We start from the raw sequence: 21105 nt of genomic DNA, 5'->3' as shown, positions 1-21105 counted from the left end.
AAATCGTCACTTCCCAAATTCATTAGCGAATGAGTCCCTGGAAAGATTAAAAAAAGACTCTCGCATCATACCAACCTCAATACCCGGGGCAACCGGAAAAGCACACTGCTTAGTATCGAAACTGGTAAGAAAGCAAGAGTCTTGATTTTATCATGACCAAGTGAAAACTTGGTTATCGAAGGGGTTTCATTTATCCTGAAAAATTGAATCTCAGAGGAGTTACCTGCTGTTGTGATGCGAAATTATTTACGAGTTCGGCAGGTTTTTGACTTAAAATCGTATTTATACCTGCCTCAAGATCTCGATCAACAGGACCAACCTCTTCCAATTCTTGCTCTGACATATTTACTGGAACATTGGGTTTCACACCCACTCCTGCCATTTCGCGACCTGTCGGTGAATAAAACTTGGCAGTCGTAAGCCAAAACGTTCCAGAGACTGATTGTAAAGGAAAATGTGTTTGAACAGTTCCCTTTCCATAGGTCTTTCTACCGACAACCAACCCTCGTCGATTCTCTTGAATAGCAGCAGCGAATATCTCACTAGCGCTGGCACTATCTCCATCAACTAATACAACAAGAGGTAACTTCCAAGTTCGTTCATGAGTAGCTGATTCAACGGTGTTATCACTTTGGTTTCTTCCTCTCGTAGAAACGATTTGACCAGAGGGAACAAACCGATTCGAGATTGAAATAGCTTCAGTTAATAAACCTCCTGGGTTTCCACGTAAATCGAAAATCAGGGACTTCATACCTTGTCGATGCAGGCTCCACAATGCCTGGTCTATCTCCTGGACTGCTCCCTCGCCAAATTTTTCCAATCGAATCAAACCTACTTTTTGTTGCATATCAACGATCTTCACTTCACTGATATTTGTGATTCGAACAGATTGACGACTTAGATTGATCCTGGCATTCCTACTTCCCCTTCGAACTTCAAGAGAAACGGTTGAACCAAGAGGCCCTGTAATCATATTTGCAATTTCATCGAGAGAAAGTCCAGCTAAAGTACGCTGATTAATACCCACGATCAAGTCTCCTCGTTGAAGCCCTGCTCTTTGTGCAGAACCCCCATTGAGAGTACGTAGAATCACAGCACCTTCGCGATGTACTTTGAGTTGTACTCCGACACCTACTACGCTTTCGCCTCCTACATCGACTCGTGGGCCAGAAACACTGGGGGTAAATTCAAATCGTGAATGTTTATCGAGAGCATACAATGAACCATAGGCAAACTCATAAATCACTCCCGTCGCCTGCATTCGTAGATGACTCCCAGCGATGTCGGCTGCTTGACGTAGTACTACTACAGCATCTTGAGGTGAACGCGCTGGATGTTGATCTATCAATTGCTGCCACTTTTGCTGTGCCATCCTAATTTGTTCGGGCGATGCCGAAATACGATTGACACTCAGAAATTTTCTGTTTTCCACAGCAAATATCAAATTCTGTAGACCTTTCTTAGTTCTTACATCATAAGATGGGGGCTGAACATGACGTGAATCTATCATCCGGTTTACTTCCAGATAGAATGCGTAAGCTCTCTGAGGGTCAAGATTCTGTAGAGTTCCTACAACCGAAGCACTAGAGTACCGTTGCGATAACTTATTTTTTAGTTCTTGGTTAGGATCGATTGGATAATTATTCGGAAATTCGGTTTCATATTGCTCACGATCATACTGAGGCAAGACGCGTTCTCGTAATTCCCGAATCAGTTCTCTTAGTTTCTGACTGTTGCTGTTGTCTTCAAAAGAATTTCGAGGCTGCCTTCTTGATCTAAAATCACTTCTTTCTCGAGGATAACGATCGTGCGATTGGTCAAACCGCTGATCATTTCCAGACAATAACCGTCGCAATTTGATCTCATATTCATCAAACCGAGAACTACTTCCCACTGGGTGCTGTCTTTGATAACGACGATCTTCGGAATAGGAAGCTGGCAGAAACCCTTCAGATGAATGACCGAAGTTACGATCAAAAGATCGATTGTTAATGCATTGATAGACATCCTCTTGGTATGACTCGTTCTCTGCTGCATGTGAAAGGGTCGCACATCCAGACAAGAACACAGCTGTCATCAGTACAACCATTCCCCAAACAAAAAGTCGAGCAGAATTTACGGTTTCGTTTTGACTATTTTTAAATTGTGATCGGTTCATGATCCCCTCCGATATAAGTCGCCTGGCGACTCCTAAGTCCGGCCAATCAACTTCCTCTGTGATGGCTCAACGGAAACTAGTGAATGAAATAATTAACGGATCACATATTATGTCCCGTTCCACGTTCGAGAATTAAGCACACTGAGTATTTAATGCTTGTTCAATTTGAGTCGAGGTGGCAGTGTCAATCGAATCTGGTTGCGCTTCTTCTTCGAGTAGTTCTCCTCGTATCACTCGAATATTTCCCGGCGCATCGACGCCAATTTTGATAGCCCCTTTGCCGGTTTTTAAAATTTTAATGACAATATTGTCACCAATTTGAATCACTTCATCTCGTTTTCGAGTTAAAACTAACATCACAACATCTCCTGTTATCACTGGCCATCAATATTTCTTCTTCAAAACAATCATATTGATGTCATTTTGTTATTGTTAAGTGGCTGAAAGAGATACTTAGCATTCACTGTGCCAATTAAATATGACAACATTTTTTTAAAATGTATCTTACTGTTTTAAAATGACTTCCGTCTTTTTAAAAAATTTTTGATCGATCCGGGAATCACTTTATTGAGTGTAACATTGACAACATCTCTATTAACGTCCCCAATTTTACAATGGATCAAACGACCAATCGTCCATTTTATGATTACACATAAATGATTCAACAACCTAGAAAAATCGTTAATCTCGCCGCAAACCATCAATTCAACGCTGGTAGCCCAAACCAACAGACGTGTTATCTGTTTGTCCTTGGAAAATTATTTACTCATTTCGATGACAGGCATTTTTACAGAGATCAGATGACCTTGCATAAAACGACCGTAAGCATGGTCTTGACGTAGTTTGCAAAACGAGTAAACTTCGCCGCCTGTATGATAAGTTTAAAAGTGGAAGTTCTGTTTATGGAAAGACGATACTCCCTCATCACTCTTGAAACTTAAGACGTGTTAGCTACTTAAAACGGGCCTAATGTATCAATCATAGTTTACTGCTCATTCTGTTACTTAACAGCGTGCGCGTTATTGAAAACACTGGTTATTCAAGCCGTAGAATTCACAAGAAAGGATTGTGTGAATGTATTCCCGCTCCAGCCACACCATTTGTTATTCCCAAAATCAGAGGAACTTCTCGTCCTCTTCCCCAAAATTTCTCATCGCGCTTTTGATTTCTGGGTTAGCAACTATTTGTTTTAGCGCAAATATACAAGCACAATCACCTAACGATAGTAACAGCAAGTTAATTAATGATTTACTTCATCTGTTGGAAAAGTCGGAACTAGCAACACGCGATCGTGAATACAAACCATCAGGCTTAGAACTTCCTCCGACGCCACAATTAGAGATTTCGAGGAATAAGATCAGCGAAGTAAGAGACACTCTTGATAAATTTTCTAGAGACAGCTCTTCGCTCGCAACAAATCTCAATCGCGTAATGTATCAAATCCCTGGGGTTAGAAGCTATATCGCTGATGTGTTAAAAGTAAGAGCTCGTTCATCAATCCTTGCTGACAAAGTTCGTAGAGATAGTGACTTTGCTTTGATTGCAGCAGAGTATGGTGAAATTGATCAATTATGGAGAGTCGTCTCTCATCAGTTAGACCAAGTACGTGGCTTAGATCGAGAATCAAAAAACTTGATTGCACGTATGAAACAACTCGATCGAAAGTTAGTCGAATTGCTGCAAACGGGCCCTCAACTTAAGAGAATTGATCTATTAAGACAAACTTCAGCCATGACCAATGCAATGAGCATTTTGCTGGAAGATATTGATATCGAACTCTCGCGAGAACCCAAAAAATTTGAACTATTGCGAGAAGGACAAAGAGTTGAACAAAGAATTATTCAGGTTTCTAATCTGCTTATTGATCGGCAAAGTTACAATTCCATTAAACGTGAGTATTTGAGTTTTCGTGATTCCTGGAATTCTTTTGCGACTCGACTGCGTCCATATCATAATCGCATTTTAAGCCGTGGAATCCAACGCATCGTACAACAAGACCGTTCGATACAAGAACTTTTGTGGTTGCCTCAAGATGGAGTAAATCTGCCGGAAATTGCCCACTTGACCGAAGCTTTAAAAAGAGATGTGGATGAATTTTACCGCAGAGCGACACTTCGTCTTTTGATCAGTTTGCCTCCTGCAAATTATATTTCAACCTCCGACGAATTTTATGGGACTGTAGAAAATCTAATTGATACAGTGAATCATAATGAATCTACTCAGGATCTCATTACTTCCTTCTCGTACATTGATCAGTCATGGAAAGAATTTTCCACCTTATTTCACAGTGTAGAGAGCCCAGCTGCTTTACAATTGCTAGATAAGGTGAATGATTCAATTGACGCTTTACGAATTTCACTCCGTATCGAACAACCATCAGACAGCATTAATACCGTCAAATTAATTGTTGGACTTGAAGCACAGAGTGCTCAACTTTCTATAGTTGCTGAGCAATGGTTGGCAACAGAATCACCTTCTTTCAGGAGATCAACCCAAGATGCCATTCGTGAATTCAGCGCAATTGCACATGAACTTCATCGAATTTCCTTAAGACAACCAGTTCCAATGGCACTCATGCGAACTAAGAGTTCTGAGCTATTTGAAATTTGGTTCCGAGTACATGAAAAAATTTCCCGTTGTGAAACTCGTGAAAAATATCAACTTCAAGAAACAGCTGTTCGCATCACCCAAATGTTGATGGACCTGCGGTATGCAACAAAATAGGAGAGACATTAAACCGTTTTAGATTCAAGGCCCTCATATAAATTGAGGGCCTTGTTTTTGCGCAAAGGAATAGAAATAGATTAACCATCTCTTCTGTAAGCAAACACGAAGTAATATAACTCATTAATATTTATAATTCGTTCTGGGTAATTTGATCATACGATGAATTCTTCCATGCCTGAGAAAGACGAATCGCACTTTAATAAGCATGCCCCAAATGCTTTTAACGAAACCGATTGGGTAGATTATATTGTCGCCTATATCGTGGCATTGCAACGATTTTTTCGAATCCCACTGTTACATCTTCAGGCTGATCGAAAAGAAACCATCGAAAAAAGAAGCACTCTTTTTTTACCTTTAGCAGGTACTAGTTTAGCTTTGTTACTAACTTTGCTATTGGCTGTCTTACAGTTTTTTTGGCCTTTAGGAATTGCTGTTTTGTTACTTGGCTCACTAGAGCTGCTATTTCTGCGTACTTTCGTTCCTGAAGCGATCCCTCAATGCCGTGAGCTGTTAGCTCCTCAAAAATCATCTATTTCATCTGGCAACATTTTTGTTCTGACTATCATTTTCATGCTATTGCGGATGGGCCTCATTTATCAGCTTATTGTTGATTTTAGTTCGATGCTCACAGCTTGTATCCTGATTCTAACTTCGATTTCTTTAGGAACCTGGATTATCCCTTTTTCTATCAGCTTTACCATATCTCACGACGAATCAGCCAGATGGGTTAATCCCAACCGTCCATTATCTAAGAAACAACTGATCTACGGCAGTTCATTCTTAATCGGATTGCTTCTGCTGGGAACCTGGGCTTCGTTGAATCGTTTATTCCCAGCACTCTTAGTCTCTGGCTTACTATTGTATTGGATTATGAGAAAACTAGTTGACCATGACGAAGAAGTCACAGATACTCACCTCGAAGGACTTGCATCTCTCTTTCAAATCGTGTTTCTTCTAGTATGTACGATCGATTATTCTTTTTTAAATAAATTATCAGCATAGGTTAAAAACTGCTTAGCCATTGCTTAAATCCGTTGCCTTAATTCAGCCTTCATCAAACCTCTTTGGAACTCTCTTAGCGCTCTCAGTTGAAAGCCTTTGCTTTCAAGAATTTCAGCTGGATCGATCAAACTGCGCGATTGAATTTTAGCTACAACTCTAAAAAATACATACATAACCTTCATCCATGCGAGTGACCTTACTCGTGGAAGTAATCCACTGGAGATCTGAAAGTCAGCATATAACCAAATAGCGGTCTCTTCACAGGCTGCCGCAATTTTAGAGATACTTTTTTTCAATCCCTGTTCATTAAAAAGATCTAAAAAAAAGTTGGTCACAACCAAATCATAATTCTGACAAGGCATTGACTCAGACATTAAATCACAATGAAAAAATTCAACAAGGCTCAACTCATTCGATGAAAATTTCTGTAGCCGTTTTCGGGCGAGTTCCAACATCTTCTCGCTGGAATCAATATAATGAATTTTTTCGAATTTGTTCTCTTTGAGCAACTCTACTAAGAATCGACCATCCCCTTCACCAATTAATGCAACTTTTTTTACACAGGGTAATTCAGAAAGGAATGCTGTCCTACAACATTGCATTTGGTTGTTAAAGGCTATTTTTTCCAGCCGTTCAAAATAAGGAGCAATCCGATTGAAACTCATCACGAAAAACTCAAAAAAATACACGGTGTGAGCATCGAAAAATCTGCCAAAACAGGTTTTATGTGAGTGCTTAGTGAGCGTCGGTCAAGCATTAATAATAAAAATGCGCTCAACAATACCGAGAACTCAAATACTGGAGTTCGACCCATTAATACCACAAAACAACAGACAATGACTTGGAACCAAACAAACCAAAGTAAAATAGACTGAAAGTGATGAATTTGTCTTGGGTTTCTTGTAAAAAAAGAGACTTCTCCCACTTGTTCATCCGCTGAATACTCCCAGCGAGAAATTGAAAGACAGTTCAAACTACACAGACCCAAAAAACAAAAAAAAGTCCAGACTGAATTCAAACTCCAGTAACCTATTTGAAGTAGTACAAAAAAATGGCAGGCCGAGGTAAAGAACAACCCCACTAGAAATTCTCTAGGAACTATCCCTCTTATTTGGCGTGGAAAACAAAAACAACCCAGGAAATAAATTGATAATAACCCCAATAAACAAAAGCCCCACACGATTTCAGTGAGACTCAAGGCATGAAATAAAAACAGGACTGAAAAAGTAGCAATCAATGCCCAGATACATATCAATGGTTTAAAATGAGTTGTGGCAAATTGGTGTCGCGGTAGTTTACAATAAACAGCAGGCATCCGAAGACTGTCTAGCAGGCGATCACCAGAATAAGATAACCAGGTGACACTAAATAAGATCAAATAATGATGGAAGTGGATATCAACTGAGTATATAGAGGAAAAACACCAAAGCCAGACTACTCCCACAAAAGGAGCATCAAAACTTGTTGAATTAATGAGCAGAATTGCCCTTTTTGAGAATTCTCGAAAGCCACTTTCTGAATGTGCACCTGCATCTGAGTATGAAACATCTATCGCTGAGGAATTCCCAAACATTCTGTAATACATTTTACTTAACATCAACAACCTAAACAACTTTTGTCTATTTTAATTGATTGAACCTTATAAGAAATTAGCAACATGATTGTTATATTCTAATATCGTTGTGTTCTAATGAACGATTCTTGTTGGCAGCCTCTTAGCTATAATAGTGATATAATACATCGAAACCAGTCGTCTACTGCATAAAATTCACCTATTGAATCACATACAAAACTTCGCATACAGTATACGCCCCGGTCAAGTTACATAAAAAGAACAAAAGAACTTTTGCGGACTACTATAGCACATTTCAGGAGTGTAAGCATGCCGTTAAAAACGGGTACTGTTGAAGAGCCTAAGCTCGATTTAACACCCATGATTGATATTGTTTTTTTACTGATCATTTTTTTTATGGTTGGAACTCAATTTACGGAAATGGAACGTCAATACGATATCAAACTACCAACGGTAACTGATGCTAAACCATTAACGAACCTGCCTGATGATATTGTAGTAAATGTACAACAGGATGGAGAAGTTTCCGTAAATGGTGAAAATAAAACTCTTTCGGAATTAGAAGTTACCTTAAAAACAGCAAGACAAAATTTTCCAGGTCAAGCTGTTGTGATCAGAGGTGATGCAACAGGACCTTATCAGAACGTAATGAATATTCTAGAGATTTGTCACCGTGTAAAAATACGTTCTGTCTCTTTGGCAAATCGTTTGAGTGACGAGTAAGTAGTACTATGAATAATCGAATCGACAACCTAATAGAGAAAATTCTAGCTGGTCGAAACGTTTCTTTTGACCAGGTTCTTTGGGGCGTCTTAATTTTGGCGGCAATCTTCGCCTCGATTCATTTATTATCCATGCTGGTAACACGATGGGGAGACAAAAATGCATCGTCAAAAGCGCTACTCTTTTCAATTATTGTTCATCTGTCATTATCTTTGGGCGTTGTAACATTATGGCCTGATTATGCACCAAAATCTTTGGCAGAAACTCAACCAGAACAAGAGGAAATTGAAATTAAACAAATTCTGGCAGAGAGTACAGAAACCACAGAAAGTAAACAAACTGGAAACACACCGGTCTGGGAGAAGATTACCAATCCTAAAAAACAGGAACTGTCACGAATCGATCTAACAAGACCAGAATTCACTCCTTTAATGGCTCCGCCTGAAAAAAAACGTCCTCAGGAAATCTCTGAGTCACCAATTCCCGATGTCGTTTCTAAAACTGAGCTACCCATTACCCCTTCGAAAGTTAAAGCCGAAAGTATAAGCCAAAAACGAATTCAATCTCAGGCCCCACTCGAAATTACAGACATTACAGCTGAATCACGTGCTGAGGTTTCTGTTCCTTCAACGTCAACAATTCGAAGCAAAATGGTACGTACAGGCCAAAAAAATCAGAATGTTGAACGACAATCGGCCCTTGGCACCGTTGATCGAATACAACCTACATTTAAAAACGAACAGAAAACTCTTGCACTCAATGCACAATCTGATCCCAAGTCTACATTGGAACGTAGAACCCAAGGTAGTATGCTCCGAAAAAGAACAGGCCCTGCTCCTTCCAATTTGAAGTTGAATACAACCGGGGTTGAGTCAGGGAGCTCAACATCAAGTAATTCGAATGTGGCACCAACCAAACCACGTTTTACGAGGAGGAAAACTAAAACAATGCGGTCTGCGTCTGAGGGCGTAATTCAGCGTTCTGCGCCGCAAACTCCATCAGGAAAAGCAAATCCGAATTCAGAGCGTTTACTGGCTGAGCGAAGCCGTCTTCCACTCTCAATGAGTAGGCAAGGGCCTCAGCCTGATGCATTTCGCCCAAACTTCGACGCAGTCTCAAATCGAACGAAAGCAAATATTCCAGCGACATATCGACTAAGAAACCTCTCCAAGCGTAAAGAGATCGCTCAGCGGTTTGGAGGTACACAAGAATCTGAGAGAGCTGTTGAAGCCAGCTTGAAATGGTTGGCAACTCATCAGGATCAAGCCGGTTTTTGGGATGCAGATCGGTTTGGTGCAGGAAAAGTGAGAATTGATGAACAGGGAATCGACCGACGGAATGCGGGTGCTCAAGCCGATGCTGGATTGACCTCTTTAGCAATTCTGGCATTTCTAGGCGCAGGTTATACCCAGGAAGAAGGACAATATTCCGATAATATCAATCGCGCCATCCAGTGGATGATAGATCATCAAAGGCCCGACGGATTCCTTGGAGGTGAAGCAACTCACTATGCCCGTATGTACTCACACGCGATGGCAACCTATTCTTTAGCCGAAGCGTATGGTTTACAAAACAATCCCAAATTAAACCCAAAGTTGCGTGAGGCGATTGCGCGGGCTATTTCGTATATCGTAGAAAACCAGAATCCCTATGACGGTGGTTGGCGGTACGTAAAAGGTCAGAAAAGTGACATGAGCATGTTCGGATGGCAATTAATGGCTCTCAAAAGTGCAGAAATTGCAGGCATTCCAATTCCAGCAAATACGAAGCAACTAATGGTTAAGTTTTTGAAAGATCGAAGTTTGGGTAAAAACAATGGTCTTGCAACATACAGGATGGTTGAGCCTCCGACGCCACCAACACCAGCTATGACCGCGGAATCATTATTTTGTAAACAGATGCTGGGAATCAGAAGAGATAATCCATCCTGTAAGGAAGCCATCCAGTTTATCGCAGAGCGTCCTCCACGCCGTTCAGAATACAATCTCTATTATTGGTACTATGGCACATTAGCAATGTATCAGTACGGTGGTACTCCCTGGAGAGAATGGAACGAAGATTTGCGTGAATTACTAATTTCTGAACAAATTACACATGGAGAAAATGCAGGAAGTTGGGATCCAAGACCACCGTGGGGACTATATGGAGGGCGACTCTACTCAACGACGTTAAGCACCCTCTGCCTTGAAGTCTATTATCGTTTTTTACCTCTCTATCAAATGGGAGGCCGATATGAAGATTAAACAAAGCAGAAACAATAGAATCAAAAATTGTTGCATTCGCTGATCAAATTGATTTATTTTTTCACATCCTGTACATCACACTGTGATATAGTTTGCATTTCACAATAATCAAAATATCACACTGAAAACGATGACTGTTTTAATCAGTCATTTCCCTAAGAAAGAACCAACCAATGAATGCTTCAATCAAAGCATACGATGAATTAGTTACACGACTAAAGCAGACTGCTTTATTGGCTTCCAGTTCCGCCGTTTTGGAATGGGACGAGCAAACTTATCTACCTCCTGATGGAACTTCACATCGAGCTGATCAGCTTGCGTTGCTGGCTGGTATAATTCATGAGCAGGCCACAGATCCCGAAATAGGGGCTCTGCTTCATAAGTTGGAAGCAGATTCGATCTTTGATCAAGAGTCCATGGAAAGCGCTAACATTCGAGAAGCTCGTCATGAATATGACCGGGCCACGAAGCTACCACGGCGGCTGGTCGAAGAACTTTCGAAAGTAGCTACTCTATCACATCATGCTTGGGTTGAAGCACGCAAAAAAAATCGATTTCAGGATTTTTTGCCTTGGCTAGAGCAAATGATAGACCTCAAACGAGAACAGGCATCCGCGATAGGCTATCAGGGGACGACCGCCTATGACGCTCTTCTTGATGGTTATGAACCTGGTGCCACTTCTGAAATGATAGAGCAGGCTTTTATTCCTTTACGCAATGAATTGGTTTCTTTGGTTTCGGCGATCAAAGATTCTGGAATTACCCCTGATATCTCAATCCTGACGAGAAAGTATCCCGTTGAGAAGCAACGTGAATTTAGCATTTCAGCAGCCAAAGCAATTGGCTTTAATTTCAATGCTGGCCGGCTCGATATTGCGGCTCATCCTTTCTGTAGCGGTTTCGGACCAGGGGATTGTCGATTAACAACACGTTATGACGAATACCATTTCCCCGGAGCTTTCTTTGGAACTCTTCACGAAGCAGGACATGGAATTTATGAGCAAGGGCTTTGCCAGGAGCATTTTGGAACTCCGGTGGGCAGTTCAACATCGCTTGGTATTCATGAATCACAATCAAGAATGTGGGAAAATCTTATCGGGCGAAGTCGTGCATTCTGGGACTATTTTTATAAACCCGCCCAGAATCTATTTTCAGAAGCACTTTCGGACATTGATCAAGAAGATTTTTATCGAGCTATTAACGATGTCCGCCCTTCATTTATTCGCGTAGAAGCAGATGAAGTGACCTATAATTTGCATATTATGTTACGCTTTGAGTTAGAAAAGTCATTAATTTCAGGTGACCTCAAACCAGTCGATCTGGAGGCTGTCTGGAATGAGAAATTCACAGAATATTTTGGAATCACTCCTGATAGTTCCTCAAACGGGTGTCTACAAGATGTTCATTGGAGTGCTGGATTGATTGGTTATTTCCCTACTTACGCTTTGGGCAACATGTACGCCGCTCATTTTTTCAACGCGGCAGAAAAAGAGCTGGGGGACATCACTCAGCTCATTAGAAAAGGTTCCTTTTCACCTTTAAAAGATTGGCTAAACGAAAATATTCATCGACGAGGCAAACTGTATCGGGCAAATCGCTTAGTTGAAGTCGTTGCAGGTGAATCACTCTCTCATAAGCCCTTAATTAGTCAATTACAAAGCAAATACAGTGAACTCTACAATTTATAATATCTAATTCAGAAACGAATCATATTTGCAGAAAGTGCTATTATGGCCAATCAAAGTGTTAAAAAAGATTTCTTACTGGCTCTTGCACTTGTCGTTGCTGGAACAATTTTATTTTCTGCTTGGTTTGGTTTCAAAATACTAGGTACACCTCAAGCAACGAGTAACCGTGCGGAATTAAAGGTAGGAAAAACCGCTCCTCCCATTCAAGCCGCAGGCTGGGTAAACGGCGACCCTTATCAAAAAGGCAATCTGAAAGGCAAAGTCATCGTCGTAGATGCCTGGGCAACCTGGTGTTTACCTTGTCGACTACAAGCGCCTCACATCGTCGAAACGTACCAAAAATTCAAAGACCAGGATGTCGTCTTCATTGGGCTCACTGCTGAAGGTGAAGAAATGCTCCCTGCAATTCAACAGTGGCTCGAAGAAACCGGGATTACTTGGTCAAACGGATACGGAGCTCTCGATACGCTCATTGCTTTCAATGCAGATTTTATTCCGCAAGTATGGGTGATCGGACCTGATGGGAAAATCGTATGGAATGTTGATTCTGAGCCTAAAGAATCCTTAGAACAGGGTATCACCCGTGCTTTGACTCAGGTTCAATAAGCAGTTAATTCAAAAAGCTTATCTTCGTTCTTTGTTGATTATTACAAATCAATTTTTTCTCGATGCATACAAAAGGATAGACGAATGCGTCACCAGTTCGTTGAGATAAATGTCAATACGATCAAAATGAATGTACTCAAGGAGGGGGCAGGCCCCCCGCTGCTCTTTGTTCATGGATTTCCATTAGATCACAAAATGTGGCAGGCACAAACAGAATATTTTAAAAAGGACTTCACAGTACTCGCTCCTGACTTACGTGGTTTTGGACATTCCGAAGTGACTTATGGAACTGTCACAATGGAACAACATGCTGAGGACTTGAATACTTTACTGAATCAGCTGAACTTTGCAGAGCCAATCATTTTTTGTGGTCTTTCCATGGGAGGGTATATCGCCTGGGAATTTTGGAAAAAATTCCCGCAGCGTTTACGTGCATTCATTCTTTGTGATACACGTCCGGGTTCGGACTCAGAGGAAGGCATCAACAATCGATTAAAAATGGTTGACCTTGTGCTGAAACACGGATCAAAATCAATTGCATCGTCTATGGTTCCAAATCTAATTAGCGAGTCTTCTCAACGTGATCAACCTGAGATAGCCAAAAGTCTTATTGAGACGATTGAATCGACGGACCGTGAAGGAATTGCTGCCAGCCAACGTGGAATGGCAGAACGAAAAGATTACACTCATATGATGTCCGAGATACAAGTTCCTACTTTAGTCATCGTCGGAAGTGAAGACCAATTAACGCCACCAGACGTTATGAAATCAATGTATGCTCAAATACCATTTGCAACATATCTTGAAATACCTAATGCGGGTCATATGGCACCGATGGAAGCACCTTGCGCTGTGAATCAGGGAATAGAAGATTTTTTAAATTCCTGTTAATATGCAAGTCTTTGAGTGAATCAATTTTTCACCAGCTTTTTAAACAGAGATATGACATAATAAATTTGAGTCTTTACTAAGACTCTTATGCTCAAAATAATATAACTACTCCCTAAATTTAGAGGCATGAGATGGCTAAAGATCATTCTAAACGTTTTCTGGACATCGTTGCGGATGCAAAATCACGCATTCTTGAATGCACAGTTCATGATGTAAAAAGGCGTGGAGAACAAGGTGAAGCGTTTCATCTCATCGACGTAAGAGAGGATCATGAGTTTAGTGCAGGAAGAATACCAAATGCCAAACATCTTGGTAAAGGAATCATTGAACGAGATGTAGAACAGATGATACCAGACACATCCTCACTTTTGATACTCTACTGTGGAGGTGGTTTTCGTTCTGCTCTGGCGGCAGACAATCTGCAGAAAATGGGCTATACACAAGTCATTTCTATGGATGGAGGATTTAGCGGCTGGAAAGCCGCGGGATTTGAAATTGAAACTGAAGCGTAAATATCACCTCTCAAATGCCAATCATTGGAATTAAATAATGATTCTATTAATAATATTGAATCACACTAAAAAAGCACTGTGCCTTACTAGGCACAGTGCTTTTTATCGTCGATTTTTTGAATAATTTTAGCCGCCTAACTCCCAATTATAGCTGCTTAATTCCATTACAAGAAACAAGATCCCAAATAACAAGGCAGCCAATGAAACAAAAAGCAGTCCTACGTAGATATTGGGCCCCCCCGACTCACCTGAGGCAGCTTTTCCTTTTGATTTAGAGCTTCGAGTTGACATGGTCACCTTTCTCAATTACGCCATTCTTAGCAGCGTCAATAACAGTCCCGACAGCTTTATCAGGATCTACATATACAAGTTCAATCTTACCAAGATATTTAGGACGATTTCCATTGGCCTCAGTACCAAAACGATAAACGAACAATTGATGCCCTTTGCTGAGACCATCATCACTTCCTAATGAAACTTCGACAAACTTAGTTCCATTTCGTTTATCCTTTTTGGTATTGAGAATCAAACCTTCCACAGCAGGTGGAGGTGATTGCATACCAGCAATCGCCGGATCCTTAGGGTCGACTCCAAGATTAGAAACTATTTTATTTAAGTATTTGAGTTCATTCAGCAGCTTATTTTGCTTAGCGACCAAATTCTTTTCTCGAATCGATTGAGTAAAAATTGTATCTTCTAAATTTTTGATCTTTGCTCGCAGGTCGTTGACGGTATTGTGAAGTGTCTTATTGACAACTCGTTGTCTGCCTGATTCCTGACGTCGAAACTTTGCTTCCTCACCAGTCGTTTCTGCCTGTGCCACCGAAGTATCTCGTTCAGCACGTACTGTTTCTAACTGATTTTGGTAAGACTTACTCTGTTGCTCTAGGAGCTTATTCGCAGCCTTAGCTTTTTGTGCTTCACTAAGAGCATCATTTACTTTCTGAGTCGTTTCAGTTTTATAATTACTGTACTCAGATTCTAATTCAGCCATACTTGTCTGTACGTTTTTTAAATTACCTTCAAGTTTTTTACTCTCTGCGCGCCAATTATTTTGGGCTGTATAGACAGCCCCTGCAAAGCCCATGAAACAGACACTGAGAATAACTTGAACGACGACCAGTATTTTGCCGACAAACGACATCTAATCGCTCCTAAATACTTATTTTAATGACGAGTTTGTTTTGATAGCACTTGAGTTAAAATTCCGTTATTTTTGTGAGATACTATTTTCTTCATAGTTAGTACCCTTAACTGCCTTCTGCAGCAATTTTTTCTGCCTTTGAAGACGCTGTACTTTACCTTGGATCCTGGCAATATAATCACGTAGCGTTTTTTGTTGCTCTTGTGCTAAATAGTTTTCATTCCGAATTTCATCAATCTGATCTTGTAACCGAAAAATATCAGACCTTCGTTCCGCTGCTTCTTGATTTACTTCTAATGTCTGTTGGCTGATTTTAATGCCGTCATTGGCAAGTTGAGTGATCTTAGTATCCAAGGTAGCAATTTTTTGACTCAACTCTGCTGCCATTAAGTCCATTGCCTCACGATCTAATTTATTGATCTTTTTCCAATTCGCTTTTGCTTTTTCTAAGGGTGGTATTGTCTTTGTGATTTGATCAATTTTTTCGTTTTGCTGTTGAATCTTATGCTTCTGAGCAGCAACGATCACTTTTGCTAAAACAGGAGACGTTGAAATTTGCTCGCCCCCCCGTCTGGTTTTAACTGACCATGTCAATATCTCGCCTGGCTGAGGTTCAAACAGGTAGTCCGTCATTTTCGCTGCCTCTTTTTGCCAGTTGGGGCCTCCCACTGAACTAACTGCGGCAAATCCCATAAAAGCGATACTAGCAAAGAGCACTAGTACTAACAGGATTTTACTAAAACGGGTCATTGATTCATTCCTGGATCTCTAAAGAGACCTTTATCTTATTAACTGGTTCAAACTAATTATGATTTATAATTTGACTTTTATCTATCTACTTCGATCTAAGCTCGAGATAATAATTGTTTTCATTGAATAAAAGCTTGAAATGAATCCGTTTTCATCATCGCTTGGCTTTAAATAGAAGCCAATATTCAGAATTCATCACGATTCTTCAGACGTGTAATGTAAAATACTACCCACAACTTGTGCGCAAAAACAACCTATTTTGTGAAATCGGTCATTCTTTGATTATAAGTACGCCTAAAAACCATAGTCAAACTGAATTTCAGCTAACTGTTTGGTATTTAACTGTTTGACCTTTCTAACTTGGCTGGCAGATACAATCCCTACCTTCAGAAAACTTGACATAATATCCAGACTGTCAAAGTGGCTTTCAGGATGACATTGTTAATGGATATATCGCAATTTGTGTTGAAATCATCATCTCAACTCAGTCTACACAGCCTTAAAGTGATCAATTGAACCCTTATGCACTCACACTATATAAAAATTGTAATTCGCATTTGTTAATATGTAATTAAGCAAACTCGTTTCTCTAGAAATACTTATTAAATCTTGTACTTTGGTCCGAATTGAGATAGGTAAAATCTAACTGCATTGCTATTTTGAATCAGATTCAGAAATTTATTGCTATCACTAAAGCAGTGACACAAAACCAGTATGCAATGATGAAACATTGAGCTAATGCAGGGCCCCGATACAGTCTGTATCGAGATTAGTTGGAGATTGGTTTATGGCTACCCAAGAAGTTCCTTACCTCATTACCACTGTCAAAGACCACCTCAAGGTTCAACTCCTTCCAGAACTTAATGAATCTGCCTGGAACGAATTGGAGGCTTTAGGGGACCTACTCCTTCTGGAACTCAAAAACCAAAAGAGTCCATCAGTTATCATTGATTTAACAAAACTGACTTACATCAGCAGTTCGTTGGTTGCTGTTGTTATTCAAGTGTGGAAACTGGTTGATGAACAAGGTGGAAAAACGGCGATTCTCAACACCAGTGATATGGTAGAAGAGGTGCTTAAGATTTCCGGGCTCCAAAAAGTTTGGCGTATTTACTCTAATGAAGAAGAAGCAATTGCGCATTTAAGTCAGGCTTTAAAACAAGAACGGATTGAAAGGCGACGTATTTTCTCTATGCCGATACTCTTGGGCATTGTTGCACTCTTGTCTGCCGCTGCTTGTTTTGCTCTTTATATAAGTGACTCCCTAAATCTCAATCCAAAATCCACATTAATTGCTACGATCTCCTTCTCAGTTGCGGGAGTACTTCTTGGAGCAACCGCTCTGAAAGACCGAAGAAAAAATTTGAGAATTATGGGAGTGGTAGTTCTGATTTGTAGCATCATCTTAGGAGGAATCGGTTTAGTCAAACTTATCTAAATGTTGATGATAAACGATTTCTAGATTCGATAAACCCAATTCAGCGATTAATGTTAGGACAGAAAGAGTCAAAGTGATGTCAGAGAAACCAGATAATGCAAACAAGAAAGAGGGACGCCAGCAGGCACTACAGGCAGAGCTAAGAGAACTAGTCGATGTCGTAGGTCCAGGACCACTCGTTGATCTATTGATGGAAAGAGCTTTTCAGTTACAGGCGACTGATATCCACTTGGACCCTCTCGAGGATGGTCTGCGACTTCGTTTGAGAGTGGATGGTATGTTGCATGATATTATACAGCTTCCCAAAGAAGCCGCTGCCTCAGTCATCTCACGGCTCAAACTAGCTGCAAATATGGATATCACTGAGAGACGCCTTGCTCAGGATGGTCACATTAATAATGAGACACTTCAAAATCGCCGTGATATTCGAGTTGGTTCAGGGCCAACTATTCACGGTGAACGACTTGTCTTGCGACTAATGCCAGACCATAAGCGTTTTACAGAATTTAACGAATTAGGACTTAGCGATCATCAGATATCCGAGATTACCGGGTACTGCCATGCTCCCTACGGAATGATCTTAAGTGTTGGGCCCGTAGGTTCGGGAAAGAGCACAACCATTTATAGTTGTCTCGACTACCTAAACCAACCCGAAATGAGTCTGTCAACGATTGAAGACCCAGTTGAACGTCGGATCGAAGGTGTCAATCAAATTCAAATAGACCCCAAAATTGGGTTTAGTTTTGCCGAAGCCTTAAGGGGAGTTCTTCGACAAGATCCTAACGTAATCATGGTAGGAGAAATCCGTGATTCTGAAACGGCACATATTGCCGTCAGAGCAGGACTCACTGGTATCCGTGTGCTCTCGACTCTTCACTCCAATGATGCCGTTGCTGCAATTGACGTATTCAGAGAATTTGGAATACCTTCAATGTTCATTACGGATAGTCTCCAAGGCATCATTTCTCAACGTTTAATTAGATGTATCTGTGAAAAATGCCGAATACCTGATCAATTAGATGCGGGAGCCTGTGAATATCTTGGAACCAACTCAGATCAATTGCCAGACTCTAAAATAGCAAAAGGGGCTGGTTGCGAGCATTGTTTTCAGACTGGTTACGTAGGTCGTACAGGTATTTTTGAAACGCTTGGAATTCAAGGTGAATTGCGAGATGCCATTCTTAGAGGAGCATCACAAACAGAAATCCAAAAGATGGCAATTGGCTCGGGAATGACCACCATGGAAGACTCTGGTAAAGCAAAAATACTTGAAGGAGTTACGACCGTACAAGAACTTCATCGTGTTCTTGTTTAGTCTAACCGACTAAAAGTAGCATCCATTTAGAATTTCGAGGTCTAACTCGACCTGTTTGTACAGTAAAAAAGGATTTTTTGCATTCTGCTTCCGGTTTTGCCGATTATCTCTTACTTCTTAAGAAAAAAAGAATTCAATTCTAATCGGTCCGATATATAATTACAATTAGGAGTATATTCAAATCTAAGATCTATCGGTCGGGCCATCTCCCATTGTTCAATGCAGTTTGATGTGAGATCGCGTCCAATGAATTTAAACAAAACAGAAATGTCTGGTAAAGAACTCTCTCAGAATCTCCAGACAGTTTTCTCCCAGTCGGCTACGATTTCCATGTCGAATCAAACTAATTCTGCAACTCAAGATGTGATGAATTTATCTCAGTCATCACAAATGAAGAGACAGAGTTTTTCTGCTCAACCTCAGTCACTAGCCAAAGAGGATGATGAGCCTGTCCTTTCATTTAAAGAAAAGGCAGTTATTTGGATTGCCAGTTTCACAGCGACGGGATACTTAATTTCATTTCTTTTTCATTCGACCGCTCTGACAATCATGGCGATAGTCATTGTGGGTGGCATCCAGGGAAATGATGATTTCTCGACACTTGCCAGCCTCGATGACAAAGATAACTTTGGCTTAAACGACCCATTGGACACACGCATTGATGAAGAAGCAGGTGGAAAAACGACCGAATTCAATGTTATGCAGCCGGTAAAAACGTTGACAGGTGAGAATGATTCGACACTAAAGGAAATTGAAGAAGATTTCTCTATGCATCTCGGAAAAGGTGAAGGAGAAGAAGACGGAGACGGAAAAGGAAATGGGGGAGGCGATTTTAAATTCAAACCCATGGGAAATGCCGTTACTGTAGGAAGCTTTACAGCCTGGACAGTCCCCAAGGATCCAGACCTCAACGAAGATTACTTGATTATTATTCAGGTCAAACTACCCTATAGTTACAAATCAACCCGTTATCGCGCTTCAGATTTATCGGGAATTGTACTTGGAACAGATAAGCACCGCCAATCAATACCCTGGGACGTCCGTTGGCCAAACTCGACCTTTACACCCCAGCTCAAAGGCCAAGTCAGGCCTGTCAAAAAAGGGGGTTACTTACCAGTAAAGAAGCGAGTCTCACAATTAATCGTAAAAGTCCCAGGCTCAAAAATTCCTGCAACTCGTGACACTATTAAAATCGAGTCTAAAATTCTTAAAGAGAAACACACATTAGAAATTGTCTTTTAAAATAATTCACTCTAAAACTCATCGGCCTCTCCCTTGATAATATGAATCCAATCGTTCATATAAATCTCCCCAAAGTTGGCCCAGTGTGCAGAGCCTTCGGAAAGATTTCCTTGACAATAAGGACAAGGAAGAAGTGGTTGCTCAGGAAACAGAGGCTTACTGTCTAAATTAGTTGAAAGCCAAACCGCGTCGCATTCATCGCACAAAATCAGCACGTCACTTTCTTTGCTACAGATGCGGATTCCTAAGTTCCCTTGTTCACAAAAGGGACAAGTCCCAACGTAGTACATAAATTTTGACCTTGCCCTCAAAACATCACAAAGGAAATGCTGTGATCACATTGGTTCCTTCGAGTATTAATCGTATTTTGAAGGCAGGAGGTTTCCCCTGTTTGTTCCCAACCTGACCTCCAACAAATCCAATACGACGCCCCATGTCTACAGTATAGACGATTCGATTCCTTTCCTTTTTTTTCTCTACGTTCTTTCCCCCCTTGTTCGCTTGAAGATAGGCCTCATCAATTAATACAAGTACCTTTTTTCTATTGCCCTCCCCAGCAAAAACTCCATGTTTCCCTGGACGGTTAGGCTGATCTTCAGCATGACGCATAACATGAAGTAGCCGATGTTTTTCTCGGCTACCGGGGCCATATTTTAAGCCGGCAGCTGACTCCCAGACTTTACTGCCTAAATCTCGAAGCTGTCCTAATTCTAGACTGGGCTTTGCAGTTTTTGATTGTTTTGAAGAGTTTCGTGGTGGTGGTCGGTTCGAATTCGCTGGAGTCTGTTTTTTAGATACTTGTGAAGAGGTAACCGGATAGTTCTTTGATTTTGAAATATCAGTTTCATTTTGCTGAACCAGATCCGATTGTTGAGCCTCTAACTCTTTTTCAAGATTTGATTGACGACTTGCTTCTTTAAAAGGATCAAGAACGTTTTGTGCTCTCGACTCTTCAGAATTTAAAACCGATTGATCATTCGTATGGTTTCTCTCGCCCTGTATCACTAAGTAGATAATCAGAAAAAGAACCACTGTAACTGTCCAACCCAACGAGCTAATTTTTGTTCGAGGTCGTTTATTTGGCTGGTTCATA

18 protein-coding genes are annotated in these 21105 nt (G+C 40.7%); 11 read left to right on the top strand and 7 right to left on the bottom strand.

Translation table 11 applies throughout. The annotated features are described in order from the left end of the window. Positions 1-190: 190 nt before the first annotated feature. Positions 191-2158 carry a S41 family peptidase gene (locus V144x_RS00715; protein ID WP_144979897.1) on the bottom strand — a complete coding sequence of 656 codons (1968 nt, stop codon included), beginning with the start codon at positions 2156-2158 and terminating at the stop codon, positions 191-193. Between the two features lie 132 nt (positions 2159-2290). Beyond that, complete coding sequence (locus tag V144x_RS00710; RefSeq protein ID WP_144979894.1) at positions 2291-2515, bottom strand: carbon storage regulator; 225 nt, start codon at positions 2513-2515, stop codon at positions 2291-2293. Between the two features lie 1113 nt (positions 2516-3628). Between V144x_RS00710 and V144x_RS00705 the strand changes: the two genes are divergently transcribed. Further along, on the top strand, positions 3629-4882 hold the full coding sequence (locus V144x_RS00705) for a hypothetical protein (RefSeq protein WP_197998705.1): 1254 nt from the start codon (positions 3629-3631) through the stop codon (positions 4880-4882). Positions 4883-5056: 174 nt separating this feature from the next. Further along, positions 5057-5887 carry a hypothetical protein gene (locus V144x_RS00700; RefSeq protein WP_144979888.1) on the top strand — a complete coding sequence of 277 codons (831 nt, stop codon included), beginning with the start codon at positions 5057-5059 and terminating at the stop codon, positions 5885-5887. Positions 5888-5910: 23 nt separating this feature from the next. On the opposite strand, the gene V144x_RS00695 is transcribed toward V144x_RS00700, so the two are convergent. Continuing rightward, the gene (locus tag V144x_RS00695; protein ID WP_144979885.1) at positions 5911-6552 is read right to left on the bottom strand and encodes a class I SAM-dependent methyltransferase; all 642 of its coding nucleotides are present in this window, start codon (positions 6550-6552) and stop codon (positions 5911-5913) included. A 1217-nt stretch (positions 6553-7769) separates the two neighbouring features. Here V144x_RS00695 and V144x_RS00690 point away from each other — a divergent pair. From V144x_RS00690 to V144x_RS00665, 6 genes are all read left to right on the top strand, one after another. Further along, positions 7770-8183: an ExbD/TolR family protein gene (locus V144x_RS00690; protein ID WP_144979882.1), complete on the top strand. Its 414-nt coding sequence runs from the start codon at positions 7770-7772 to the stop codon at positions 8181-8183. 8 nt (positions 8184-8191) lie between these two features. After that, complete coding sequence (locus V144x_RS00685; protein ID WP_144979879.1) at positions 8192-10426, top strand: terpene cyclase/mutase family protein; 2235 nt, start codon at positions 8192-8194, stop codon at positions 10424-10426. Between the two features lie 173 nt (positions 10427-10599). Further along, on the top strand, positions 10600-12114 hold the full coding sequence (locus tag V144x_RS00680; RefSeq protein WP_144979876.1) for a carboxypeptidase M32: 1515 nt from the start codon (positions 10600-10602) through the stop codon (positions 12112-12114). A gap of 42 nt (positions 12115-12156) precedes the next feature. Beyond that, positions 12157-12720, top strand: a complete 564-nt coding sequence (locus V144x_RS00675; RefSeq protein WP_144979873.1) for a TlpA family protein disulfide reductase — start codon at positions 12157-12159, stop codon at positions 12718-12720. An 84-nt stretch (positions 12721-12804) separates the two neighbouring features. Beyond that, positions 12805-13611: an alpha/beta fold hydrolase gene (locus V144x_RS00670; RefSeq protein ID WP_144979870.1), complete on the top strand. Its 807-nt coding sequence runs from the start codon at positions 12805-12807 to the stop codon at positions 13609-13611. A gap of 131 nt (positions 13612-13742) precedes the next feature. Beyond that, positions 13743-14123 carry a rhodanese-like domain-containing protein gene (locus V144x_RS00665; RefSeq protein WP_144979867.1) on the top strand — a complete coding sequence of 127 codons (381 nt, stop codon included), beginning with the start codon at positions 13743-13745 and terminating at the stop codon, positions 14121-14123. A gap of 126 nt (positions 14124-14249) precedes the next feature. On the opposite strand, the gene V144x_RS28225 is transcribed toward V144x_RS00665, so the two are convergent. From V144x_RS28225 to V144x_RS00655, 3 genes are all read right to left on the bottom strand, one after another. After that, positions 14250-14414 (bottom strand): hypothetical protein, encoded by a 165-nt coding sequence (locus V144x_RS28225; protein WP_197993149.1) that lies wholly within the window; start codon positions 14412-14414, stop codon positions 14250-14252. After that, complete coding sequence (locus tag V144x_RS00660; RefSeq protein ID WP_144979864.1) at positions 14395-15267, bottom strand: hypothetical protein; 873 nt, start codon at positions 15265-15267, stop codon at positions 14395-14397. Before V144x_RS00660 ends, V144x_RS28225 begins: the two co-directional genes overlap by 20 nt. Before the next feature lie 66 nt (positions 15268-15333). After that, positions 15334-16017: a hypothetical protein gene (locus tag V144x_RS00655; RefSeq protein WP_144979861.1), complete on the bottom strand. Its 684-nt coding sequence runs from the start codon at positions 16015-16017 to the stop codon at positions 15334-15336. Between the two features lie 787 nt (positions 16018-16804). Between V144x_RS00655 and V144x_RS00650 the strand changes: the two genes are divergently transcribed. The 3 genes from V144x_RS00650 to V144x_RS00640 all read left to right on the top strand — a co-directional run bounded on the left by V144x_RS00650 (position 16805) and on the right by V144x_RS00640 (position 20012). After that, positions 16805-17455, top strand: a complete 651-nt coding sequence (locus tag V144x_RS00650; RefSeq protein ID WP_144979858.1) for an STAS domain-containing protein — start codon at positions 16805-16807, stop codon at positions 17453-17455. A 76-nt stretch (positions 17456-17531) separates the two neighbouring features. Beyond that, positions 17532-18770, top strand: coding sequence for a GspE/PulE family protein (locus V144x_RS00645; protein ID WP_144979855.1), 1239 nt, complete (start codon positions 17532-17534; stop codon positions 18768-18770). A 246-nt stretch (positions 18771-19016) separates the two neighbouring features. Continuing rightward, positions 19017-20012 carry a hypothetical protein gene (locus V144x_RS00640; protein WP_144979852.1) on the top strand — a complete coding sequence of 332 codons (996 nt, stop codon included), beginning with the start codon at positions 19017-19019 and terminating at the stop codon, positions 20010-20012. 315 nt (positions 20013-20327) lie between these two features. Here the strand turns inward: V144x_RS00640 and V144x_RS00635 are convergent, their stop codons facing one another. Continuing rightward, the gene (locus tag V144x_RS00635) at positions 20328-21104 is read right to left on the bottom strand and encodes a hypothetical protein (RefSeq protein WP_144979849.1); all 777 of its coding nucleotides are present in this window, start codon (positions 21102-21104) and stop codon (positions 20328-20330) included. Between the last annotated feature and the right edge of the window lies 1 nt (position 21105).

It is taken from the genome of Gimesia aquarii (genome assembly GCF_007748195.1).
GTDB classification, from domain to species: Bacteria; Planctomycetota; Planctomycetia; order Planctomycetales; family Planctomycetaceae; genus Gimesia; species Gimesia aquarii.
This window is presented reverse-complemented; position numbering and strand designations above follow the sequence as displayed.

What these genes read in the sequence shown, in the direction of transcription:
- V144x_RS00680 (WP_144979876.1), top strand. Translation starts at nt 10,600, where the DNA reads ATGAATGCTTCAATCAAAGCATACGATGAATTAGTTACACGACTAAAG.
- V144x_RS00690 (WP_144979882.1), top strand. Translation starts at nt 7,770, where the DNA reads ATGCCGTTAAAAACGGGTACTGTTGAAGAGCCTAAGCTCGATTTAACA.
- V144x_RS00660 (WP_144979864.1), bottom strand. Translation starts at nt 15,267, where the DNA reads ATGTCGTTTGTCGGCAAAATACTGGTCGTCGTTCAAGTTATTCTCAGT.
- V144x_RS00635 (WP_144979849.1), bottom strand. Translation starts at nt 21,104, where the DNA reads ATGAACCAGCCAAATAAACGACCTCGAACAAAAATTAGCTCGTTGGGT.
- V144x_RS00675 (WP_144979873.1), top strand. Translation starts at nt 12,157, where the DNA reads ATGGCCAATCAAAGTGTTAAAAAAGATTTCTTACTGGCTCTTGCACTT.
- V144x_RS00670 (WP_144979870.1), top strand. Translation starts at nt 12,805, where the DNA reads ATGCGTCACCAGTTCGTTGAGATAAATGTCAATACGATCAAAATGAAT.
- V144x_RS00650 (WP_144979858.1), top strand. Translation starts at nt 16,805, where the DNA reads ATGGCTACCCAAGAAGTTCCTTACCTCATTACCACTGTCAAAGACCAC.
- V144x_RS00695 (WP_144979885.1), bottom strand. Translation starts at nt 6,552, where the DNA reads ATGAGTTTCAATCGGATTGCTCCTTATTTTGAACGGCTGGAAAAAATA.
- V144x_RS00640 (WP_144979852.1), top strand. Translation starts at nt 19,017, where the DNA reads ATGAATTTAAACAAAACAGAAATGTCTGGTAAAGAACTCTCTCAGAAT.
- V144x_RS00710 (WP_144979894.1), bottom strand. Translation starts at nt 2,515, where the DNA reads ATGTTAGTTTTAACTCGAAAACGAGATGAAGTGATTCAAATTGGTGAC.
- V144x_RS00655 (WP_144979861.1), bottom strand. Translation starts at nt 16,017, where the DNA reads ATGACCCGTTTTAGTAAAATCCTGTTAGTACTAGTGCTCTTTGCTAGT.
- V144x_RS28225 (WP_197993149.1), bottom strand. Translation starts at nt 14,414, where the DNA reads ATGTCAACTCGAAGCTCTAAATCAAAAGGAAAAGCTGCCTCAGGTGAG.
- V144x_RS00700 (WP_144979888.1), top strand. Translation starts at nt 5,057, where the DNA reads ATGCCTGAGAAAGACGAATCGCACTTTAATAAGCATGCCCCAAATGCT.
- V144x_RS00685 (WP_144979879.1), top strand. Translation starts at nt 8,192, where the DNA reads ATGAATAATCGAATCGACAACCTAATAGAGAAAATTCTAGCTGGTCGA.
- V144x_RS00645 (WP_144979855.1), top strand. Translation starts at nt 17,532, where the DNA reads ATGTCAGAGAAACCAGATAATGCAAACAAGAAAGAGGGACGCCAGCAG.
- V144x_RS00665 (WP_144979867.1), top strand. Translation starts at nt 13,743, where the DNA reads ATGGCTAAAGATCATTCTAAACGTTTTCTGGACATCGTTGCGGATGCA.
- V144x_RS00715 (WP_144979897.1), bottom strand. Translation starts at nt 2,158, where the DNA reads ATGAACCGATCACAATTTAAAAATAGTCAAAACGAAACCGTAAATTCT.